The sequence below is a fragment of the Bacteroidota bacterium genome, from assembly GCA_018831055.1.
In the GTDB taxonomy this organism is placed as follows: domain Bacteria; phylum Bacteroidota; class Bacteroidia; order Bacteroidales; family B18-G4; genus M55B132.
This window is the reverse complement of the sequence record JAHJRE010000228.1, coordinates 41956-51965: the sequence shown is the minus strand read 5'-3', so window position 1 is coordinate 51965 and position 10010 is coordinate 41956. Positions and strand designations below refer to the sequence as shown.

Here is a 10010-nt window from a genome sequence, read left to right as displayed (position 1 = left end):
TTTCCGGTTGTACATCCTCCCCCATATCTTGGGAAACCAGTAATGAAGGGCTCCCAGGAAAGCGAATCCCGTTCCCCCAAACATTACATAATGAAAATGACCAACCACAAAATAAGTATCATGAACATGTATATCCGTTGCCAGCGCCCCAACAACCAAGCCTGTAAGGCCTCCGATGGAAAAAAGGAAGATGAACGACAAGGCATACAAAAGAGGGGTCTGAAGATCGATAGAACCCTTGTATAATGTGGCAATCCAGTTAAACACCTTGACTCCCGACGGAACAGCAACCAGGAAGGTAAGCAGGGAAAATACAAACAATGCTGTCCCGCTCATTCCTGAAGTATACATATGATGACCCCAAACAAAGTACCCTACAAAAGCGATGGCGAGGCTGGATATTACAATAGCCTTATAACCAAAAATGGATTTCTTAACAAATACGGGTATGATCTCCGAAACTATTCCCATTGCAGGCAATACCATAATGTATACTGCAGGGTGGGAATAAATCCAGAACAAATGCTGGTACAGGATGGGATCGCCTCCTATGGCCGGATCAAAGAACCCCACTCCAAAAGCCCTTTCTACAATGATCATCATGAGGGTAATCCCTACTACCGGAGTTGCCAGCACCTGTATCCAGGATGTGGCATACAGCGCCCAGGGAAACAATGGCATCCTGAACCACGACATACCCGGACAACGCATACGGTGCATGGTTACAATAAAATTCAATCCCGTAAGTATCGATGAAAAACCCAGGATGAATGCCGCCGTAACGGCTACCGTGACATTGGTACCGGTTTTAACGCTGTAGGGAGCGTAAAAAGTCCAACCAGTATCCGGAGCCCCTTCACCAAATAATAAGGTGCTGAGCGCCAGCAAACCACCCAGGATGTAAAGATAAAACGACAATAAGTTTAGCTTGGGAAAAGCCACATCGGGCGCTCCCAAAAGCAATGGTAGCGAAAAATTTCCGAAAATAGCAGGTATGCCGGGAATTATGAATAGAAAAATCATAATCACACCATGAAGGGTGAAAACGGCATTGTATTGCCCGGGATCCATGATGGTCTCCCCGGGGGCGATCAATTCCAGCCTCATCAATATCCCCAGCAACAGAGCCAGTATGAAAAAGAACACTATCGCGTAAAAGTACATCAGAGCTATACGCTTATGGTCCATGGTAAAGATCCAGGAACCTATCCCTTTCCGGACGTCGTAAAAATTAACGTATTTCCTGTCCTTATTTGCTATGTCCATTTTATATCAATTTTAATAACTTTTAATCATTTAATACCTCCTGTGATGCCGCCCGGCCAAAACCGGCATGTAAGTATTTTCAGGAAGCTTGTTTACCGGCCCTTTTCCTGCGACTTAAAATAAGATACAACAAAAATGAAAAAGCAAAAAACAGTACTACGGTTGCCGTCACTTTGGTTATGTTAAATACGTATTTCTTTCCTTCCGGGTCGTAGCTGAAACAATAACGCAATACTTTGTTGATGGTAGGTCCCGATTGTCCCCGGTTAGCCTCTACCAATGCCATCTTGAGATCGAAAGGAAGAAAATAAGTACCATACAAATAACGGGTTACCTTACCTTTCGGACTGATGGCGATGATCGTAGCTGCATGGATGAAATCCACGCCTTCCCTGATATACTTGAAACCAACGCTGTTCGTAAGCCGGGCGATATTCACGCTGTCGCCCGTGAGCCAATGCCAGGCCGTGGTATCAACTGCCCGCTTCACCTGCTGCGTGTAGTTTTTCTTCTTATCCCGCGCAAGCTGCCATGTCTCAGCCTCATTAAAACTTACCGTAATAACTTCGTAATCTTTGCCCAACTCCAGCTCCATTTTTCCAATCACATCCGCAACGCCATCGAGCAAGGGGCTGCAAATACCCGGACAAGTATAATAAACAAGCACCAGGACAGTAGGTTTATTGATCAGCGACACCAGCTGAATGGTGTCTCCGCGTTCATCAACAAATACAAGATCTTCAGGGATGTACTCATCCAGCTGTTCATAGATCCCGATCTGAGGTTCGTTTTCGATGTACTGTGACCAGCCAAGTACCGGAAGTACCAATAAAAAAAGAAAGGATAAAATATTTCTTCGTACCATAATAATTTCCTGTTAGCTGATCAAAAATAATAAAAAATGAAAGATATTCCTGTGCATTTGATTTTTAGAATGTTTCTACCCGCCTTTATAACAAGCAATGCAGTACCGCATTGCAAATTTAAGAATTGAAATGTTTGCTTTGCATAATTTTAAAATTTATACAGGCTTTAAATAAGGAAATGTGGTAAAGTGGAGGAATCTGCTCGCCCCCGGCCCCTCTCTGATCACACCACCTCACCCCCGGCCCCTCTCCTGATCACACCACCTCACCCCCGGCCCCTCTCCTGAAGGAGAGGGGAGACGTGACTGCAAAACTGAACCGGATTTGCCTTGATTGGCTTGATTAGCGCGGTAGCCCCTTCTCCTTCAGGAGAAGGGGTTGGGGGTGAGGTGGCAATATCAAAAGAGTTAAAGTTGCAATACAACTTTTTTCAATTTCTTTATTTTTTTCACTATATTTGTTTATCATCAACAACACACCCAATGAAACGAATCTCCTTTTTCCTGCTTCCCTTATTGATCCTGTTTTCCTGTAATACTGTGCAAAAGCCTGAACCTCAACAGGAAGAAACTGCAACAGTGGAATTTATTCGCACGGTTACGCTAAATGTGGAAGGTATGCACTGCACTGGCTGCGAGAATACTATCACAAAATCGGTAGGTGAACTGCCTGGTGTTAAAGATGTTACTGCCTCTCATACGGATGGCTTAACTACCGTGGTTTTTGATACCGTGCAGTCGGACCTGCCCGCAATCAAAGCCGCAATCGAAAGTAAAGGCTATACAGTCACCGGACTCATGGAAATGGCCACTGATACACTTTCTAATCCCTAATCTTTTGATTATTAAACCAAAACCACATAATTATGAAAAGATTTATCCCCTTTCTTATCCTTGCTATTTTCATGGCTTCCTGCATCAGTTACGAAGCTGAAGAAATACAAACCACTGCTCCGGTTAAAGACGGTGTTTTCGTCCATATCACCAGCGGCCCCGATGATCCTCACCGCGTACTCATGGGGCTGATGATGGCCAATAAAATGTCTGAATCACAGGATGTCATCGTTTACTTCGATATCAAAGGGATAGAAGTTGTTCTCAAAGATGCTCCCGATATCACTTATGCCCATTTTCCTTCCAGCTTTGAACAGTTAAAACAGCTTTCAGAAAAAGGTATTATCGTAATGGCCTGCCCCGGATGCCTGAAAGCCGCAGGTAAAACACCTGAAGATATTATGGATGGGGTGACCGTAGCTGATAAGGAAAATTTCTTTAACTTCACAAAGGGAAGGATTCTTACTTTAGACTACTAGGATTTACACCAAAGATCACACCGATTAGCACAGATTTCAATAATTTAAACTGATTCTAAATTTTTATATTTAGGTATTTGATTACTCAAATTATTTAACTTCGATACCGCTAACAGAAAAAATATGGCTATGAAGCGGAACATCTTCAAGCGGGTATTTTACTTCTATTACGACGGCTTCAGGAACATGACCGTTGGCAAAAGCCTCTGGCTGATCATCCTGATCAAGCTTTTCATCATGTTTGCCGTTCTGAGAATCTTCTTTTTCCCAAATTTCCTGAAATCCAATTTCGACACTGATAAAGAACGCAGCGATCATGTGATCGAACAATTAACCAATACCAAATAAGATCATAATGGAGAACATTGACCTCTTAGTAGTAAACTGGTCGCGGTTGCAATTTGCCCTTACATCTATGTATCACTGGCTTTTTGTGCCGCTGACTCTCGGACTGACCTTTATCATCGCCATTATGGAGACGATCTACGTCAGAACCGGCAATCCTGAATGGAAAAAAATCACCAAGTTTTGGATGAAGCTTTTCGGTATCAACTTCGCCATCGGAGTTGCGACCGGTATCATCCTGGAATTTGAATTCGGGACCAACTGGTCCAATTACTCCTGGTTTGTAGGTGACATTTTCGGTGCACCACTGGCCATTGAAGGCATAATGGCCTTTTTCATGGAGAGTACTTTCATTGCCATCATGTTTTTCGGATGGAATAAGGTGAGTAAAGGATTTCACCTGACGGCAAGCTGGCTGACTGCCATAGGCGCCAACCTGTCGGCCCTTTGGATTCTGGTTGCCAACGCCTGGATGCAGAACCCCGTCGGCATGCATTTTAACCCGGATACAGCCCGCAATGAAATGGGCAATTTCTGGGATGTACTCTTCTCTCCTACCGCCATCAACAAGTTTTTACACACGGTTTCTTCAGGATACGTGCTTGCAGCTATCTTCGTGATCGGCATCAGCGCCTGGTTCATCCTGAAAAAACGTGAGATCATCTTCGCCAAACGCAGCATCCTGGTGGCTTCCATCTTCGGGTTGATCATGTCGATATTCCTGATCATCACCGGCGACGAGTCAGCCCGCGAAGTTGCCCGTGTGCAACCTATGAAGTTTGCAGCTATGGAAGGAATGTACGACGGCCAGGCCAATGCTCCGCTCATCGCTATCGGACTTATGGAAAAGGTCAATCCCGACACTTCCAACCTCAAGGAAAAGGATTTCGCTTTCAAGATAGAGATCCCCAATATGCTTTCTTACATGGCCTTCCTGGATCCCCGTGCTTATGTCCCTGGTATCAAGGACCTTGTGAGGGGCAATGAGGAACAGGGCATCATTTCCTATTATGAAAGGATACGCCGGGGAAAGATCGCTATTAGCACACTGGCAGCTTATAAAGACGCCGTGAACAGCAATGATACCGAAAAAGCCGCCGAACTGCGCGCGAAATTCGAAGATCCCGACTGGGTAAATACCTACTTCAAAAACTTCGGATACGGCTATTACGACGACCCGGCCAAACTGATCCCCAATGTCCCGGTGTCGTTCTATTCCTTCCACCTCATGGTTATCCTGGGAGGACTGTTCCTGATCATCTTTATCCTGTCGACTATATACAGCTTCAGGGACAAGCTGGAGAAGAAACGCTGGTTCCTGTATTTGGCTCTTTGGAGCATTCCTCTTACCTATATCGCAGGAATGGCCGGCTGGCTGCTTGCCGAAATGGGCCGTCAACCATGGGTCATCCAGGATCTTATGCCTACCATTGCCGCCGTAACCCGTATTGAAGCTTCTTCAGTGCAGATCACCTTCTGGCTCTTTGCAGTGGCATTCACCATCCTGGCCATCGCTGAATACCGAATTATGTTAACCCAAATTAAAAAAGGACCAAAAGACGGAGGACAATAACCATGTTTGAAACATTATCACATTTAGCATTACAGCAATACTGGTGGGTCATTGTTTCCGTTCTTGGCTCACTGCTGGTTTTTCTGATGTTCGTTCAGGGCGGGCAGACCCTCCTGTACACCCTCGGAAAAACCCCGGTCGAACGTACCATCCTGGTTAATGCCCTTGGCAGGAAATGGGAGTTCACATTTACCACCCTGGTGACCTTTGGGGGAGCCTTCTTCGCCTCATTCCCGCTGTTTTACAGCACAAGCTTCGGCGGTGCATACTGGGTGTGGATGCTGATACTCTTTGCCTTCGTCATCCAGGCCATCGCCTATGAGTTCAGAAGCAAAGAAGGAAATTTTCTGGGTGCGAAAACCTATGAAGTCTTCCTGTTCCTCAATGGCCTGCTGGGAACCTTGTTGCTGGGAACCGCGGTTGCTACTTTCTTCACAGGATCGATGTTTTATATCGATGATAACAATTTTATGGATTGGAAGACACCCTTCCGGGGACTGGAACTGGCTTTCGATTTTACACGCTATGCCACGTTCATCAATCTCTCCCTCGGACTGGCCGTTTTCTTCCTGGCAAGGATACTTGGTCTCCTGTATTTTATCAATCACGTTGATAACCAAAACATAGTAGAAAGAGCCAGGAAAAGACTGCTTTGCAATGCTGTCCCCTTCCTGGTGTTTTTCCTGTTCTTCGTGGTGAATATCCTCGTGAGGGAAGGTTTTGCCGTCGATCCGGCTACAAAGGAAGTATATATGCAACCATTCAAGTATTTCCACAATCTTATCGGAATGCCGGTCGTGCTGATCATCTTCCTCCTGGGAGTGGTGGCAGTATTGTGGGGCATTGCCGTTCCCCTGTTCCGGTTTGAGAAATGCGGCAGAAAAGGGATATGGTTCGCCGGCTTTGGCACCGTATTGACAGTCTTTGCCCTTCTGAGTATCGCCGGGTTCAATAATACAGCATTTTACCCTTCGATCTACGACCTGCAAAGCTCACTGACCATAGAAAACGCCTCCTCCAGTCACTATACCCTCACCGCCATGAGTTATGTCTCATTGCTGGTGCCTTTCGTCCTGGCCTATATCTGGTACGCATGGCGTTCCATTAATAAACACCGCATCAGCGAAGCCGAAGTGATGGAGGGGGATGAGCATGTGTACTAGAAGGGGAGAAGGGAGAGGGGAGAAAGGAGAAGGGAGAAAGGGGACTGGTTTACTGGGGTACTGGGAGGCTGGGTATCCCAGCACCCCAGCACCCCAGCACCCCAGTCCCCCAGTATCCCCAGTATCCCAGCACCCATTTAACCATATAACAATATAACAATATAACACCATGTACACCAACGAAATCATCTGGTTCCTTCTCTGGCCGGTGCTGATCTTTGTCAGTTACCTGATCATCCGGTGGGCGGTACGCTACCAGGATAAAAAGCTTGGCCAGGAGTAAAAATACTGAAATTGTATTTTTCTGAATTCTGTTTGTCGGGATGACAGGCGAAACTTCAGGGTTTATGATGTTTTTCACCAAAATCGTTTGATCCGGTGAAAGAATTATGATTTTATATTCAGGTCTGCATATTCCGGTCGATAATGCCCACTTGAGTTACATTCCACCCATAATGAAAGCAAAAATCCACGGGTTTAGCTACCTTGCTGACAGCTTATGTTGATAATGCAAATTATTGTACTAACTTTAATGCGGCAAGGCACCAATATGCTTTACCATCAGAACGTAAGCAGCAAAACGATGGAAACGAAATCCATAGGGATTAAACTTATTGGATAATTAATCATCTTTCAATTATGTTTATAAAAGAAGAAATATCGGATAATGTAAAGGATTTTCAAAATTTATGTAAGGCACATAGGGTCAAATATCTTTATGCATTTGGTTCGTCTGTCACAACGAGATTTGATAAGGAACATAGCGATATAGATTTGCTCGTAGATATTGATACACCCGACCCTGTTGAAAGAGGGGAGGCACTTATCTCATTATGGGATACATTTGAGAGGTTCTTTAAAAGAAAAGTGGATTTACTTACTGAATCATCTATTCACAATCCCTACTTACGGCGTAGCATTGATTCGACAAAAGTTTTAATTTATGACGGAAGAAAGCAAAAAGTACTTGTCTGATATTATTCGAGCAATTGAACTCATTGAGCAGTTTTCAACATCAACTGCGAGTTTCCAGGAATACTTAATGGATCTTAAAACTCAAAGTGCTATTGAACGACAACTGAGCATCATTGGTGAGGCTGTTAATAAATTTGACAAACTTCAACCAGAATCAACACTTGAGAATGCCAGAAAAATTGTCGGGTTTCGAAACCGCCTGATACACACTTATGATGCGGTTGATCCGTCAATGATCTGGGCAATTCTTGTGAAACACCTGCCGCCTTTAAAGGAAGAGGTTCTTCAGAAGATAAAATAAATGCTCTATTGCTAACAATTAAGCATTTGGCGTTGCGCATCACAAAGCCTGAATCCCGGCCAATTTAAATCCTGTACCCGCCCATCCCTAACCAGTAAAACTTTATTGTGTTCTATTGTGCCTATTGTGGTTAGAATTCGACCCATAATAGGCACATTCCTGCTTCTTGTATGGTGACCACAGCATTCCTGTTCCCCACTACCGCTGAGACGGTAAAAACAGTTGATGAATCAGGCAAGGTACTTTCATTTTCCAGTTATGAATACAAATTCGTGAAATGATTCATAAAGCGCTGAAAGGCCGTATATTTTATTGACAATACACAGCAGTTTTCAACGTTTTTTCATCTGATTGCTCTTTACGAGTGACCTGACAGGTCAGTGATTCGGAATCGGCAACGAAAACCTGCCGTTATATTTGTAGGGAAAGGATGGATAATATGCTTAATGTTATTGCCAATTAACTAAAAAGCGATACTTTACAAAATATTCCTAATTTCTTGAATATATAGAATGTAAAAAATGATAAACTGGGATAATTCAAATAGGCTATATAAGATTTATTACAGATTTCGTCCTTATACATTTTTTATTTTAAAAAGAATTCAGAAGGGAGTATCTATTTTTTCAATAATAAGGACACAATTTCCTTTTATTTTACCTGATGCATCTATACCACCATCAATAGCCCTGGAGTTTTCAGGTTTTTGTGATATCAAATGTAAATATTGCAATAATCACTATAAGAAACGTGAAAAAGGCTTTCTAAATGAATCCATTTTAAATAAAATAATCAATGATTTTGGTGGTCATAAGGTTGAGTTAGTCGCTGTAGGAGGTGGTGAGCCAACTCTTAATCCATCTTTTGAAGCATTATCATTCAAACTGGCAAAGGTTACTAAATATTTATGCATTACAACAAATGGTCAGTGGCCTGACACTAAAATAGCTGACATACTTTTGAATTGTTCATATTCTCAAATAGATATTTCCCTGGATTCAGGAGGTAAAGAAATGTATGAATATTCCAGAGAAAAGGCATCTTATGACAGAGTAATTAGTAATATAAATTATCTGATAAAAAAGAAAAAAGAATTAAAATCAAAAACATTAATAGTAATTAGATTAATGATTAGACCATCTCAATCAAATTCATTTAAATCAGAAATAAAGTATTGGAGAAAAAAAGTGGATTTAGTTTTACCTCAGTATATAATTAAAACAGATATTTCAGACTATTCTGAAGATGTATACATACCTATTAACTTTATAAACAATTCGACACGTAGATGTACTATCCCTTTTAAAAATTTAAGCATTCGATGGAATGGGGATATACCAGTATGTTCCTATGCTGATAATCGATATCCTGAGCAATTAATAATTGGAAATATAAATAATGACAATATTTTTAATATATGGAATTCTCAATCATTCATTAATCTTAGAAATGCTCATAGGAAAAGATCATACAACAATATATTTTTTTGTAATCAATGCTTTGGAGTTTAAGAGTAAAATTTGTTTTTAACTTTCTACATTTATCTGGCCATAACAATAAAGCATTTTGTCTGTGCGCAATACAAAGCCTGAATCCCGGCCAATTTAAATCCTGTACCCGCCCATCCTTAACCAGTAAAACTTCTATTGTGTTCTATTGTGCCTATTGTGGTTAGGATTTGAACCGCAGTAGGCACACATTCCTGCTTCTTGCATCCTGACCCCAGTACCCAGTACCCCAGTACCCCAGTTCCCCAGTATCCCAGTTCCCAGCCCCCAGTATCCCAGTTCCCAGCCCCCCAGAACCCTCATTTTATCTCTTGCACTGTTCCCCTTGATTCCCCGGCATGAATCAGGAACAAAAGTATTGGAATTAACTGACAGTACTTGGATGGTTAATAGCCGTGTGAACGGCAACGGCTGCAGATAAGGGCGTTGAATATTATGAGCTTTAATGAAGGGTAACAATGGTCAATGTCTTTGGATATTTCTAATAATTTGGTATACACTTTTCCTGAAAATTTCGTATCTTAGTATTTTGTGTTTGTCCAGGAAATGAAAGGTTATTTTCTGCATCAGGAAACATTGACTGGGGTGGGTAAACCTGATAAAAAAGCGTAAAAAATCCTGGACAATAGAGGGGTATGAATGTGTAATTTCCATAACATTCACCATTGTATGGGCTGGCAAATTTTTATTAAATAACCCAA

Annotated in this window: 10 protein-coding genes; 8 read left to right on the top strand and 2 right to left on the bottom strand. The window is 42.4% G+C overall.

Annotation, left to right across the window (positions count from 1 at the left end):
- Together KKA81_15095 and KKA81_15090 are read right to left on the bottom strand one after the other, a co-directional pair.
- A partial coding sequence (locus KKA81_15095; GenBank protein MBU2652254.1) for a cbb3-type cytochrome c oxidase subunit I occupies positions 1-1266 on the bottom strand: 1266 nt, incomplete at its 3' end.
- A gap of 79 nt (positions 1267-1345) precedes the next feature.
- Positions 1346-2131, bottom strand: coding sequence for an SCO family protein (locus KKA81_15090; protein MBU2652253.1), 786 nt, complete (start codon positions 2129-2131; stop codon positions 1346-1348).
- Between the two features lie 483 nt (positions 2132-2614).
- Here KKA81_15090 and KKA81_15085 point away from each other — a divergent pair, with 483 nt between their 5' ends.
- From KKA81_15085 to KKA81_15050, 8 genes are all read left to right on the top strand, one after another.
- Positions 2615-2965, top strand: a complete 351-nt coding sequence (locus KKA81_15085) for a cation transporter (protein ID MBU2652252.1) — start codon at positions 2615-2617, stop codon at positions 2963-2965.
- Positions 2966-3036: 71 nt separating this feature from the next.
- Positions 3037-3444, top strand: a complete 408-nt coding sequence (locus tag KKA81_15080) for a DsrE family protein (protein MBU2652251.1) — start codon at positions 3037-3039, stop codon at positions 3442-3444.
- Positions 3445-3567: 123 nt separating this feature from the next.
- The gene (locus tag KKA81_15075) at positions 3568-3792 is read left to right on the top strand and encodes a DUF4492 domain-containing protein (GenBank protein ID MBU2652250.1); all 225 of its coding nucleotides are present in this window, start codon (positions 3568-3570) and stop codon (positions 3790-3792) included.
- 4 nt (positions 3793-3796) lie between these two features.
- Complete coding sequence (locus tag KKA81_15070; GenBank protein ID MBU2652249.1) at positions 3797-5362, top strand: cytochrome ubiquinol oxidase subunit I; 1566 nt, start codon at positions 3797-3799, stop codon at positions 5360-5362.
- Positions 5363-5364: 2 nt separating this feature from the next.
- Positions 5365-6525, top strand: a complete 1161-nt coding sequence (locus KKA81_15065) for a cytochrome d ubiquinol oxidase subunit II (GenBank protein ID MBU2652248.1) — start codon at positions 5365-5367, stop codon at positions 6523-6525.
- Between the two features lie 639 nt (positions 6526-7164).
- Positions 7165-7500, top strand: coding sequence for a nucleotidyltransferase domain-containing protein (locus KKA81_15060; protein MBU2652247.1), 336 nt, complete (start codon positions 7165-7167; stop codon positions 7498-7500).
- Entirely contained in the window at positions 7469-7801 is a 333-nt protein-coding gene (locus tag KKA81_15055; GenBank protein ID MBU2652246.1) for a DUF86 domain-containing protein, read from the top strand. The genes KKA81_15060 and KKA81_15055 overlap by 32 nt, the downstream gene beginning before the upstream one ends.
- Positions 7802-8322: 521 nt before the next feature.
- Entirely contained in the window at positions 8323-9312 is a 990-nt protein-coding gene (locus tag KKA81_15050; protein ID MBU2652245.1) for a radical SAM protein, read from the top strand.
- Positions 9313-10010: the final 698 nt, after the last annotated feature.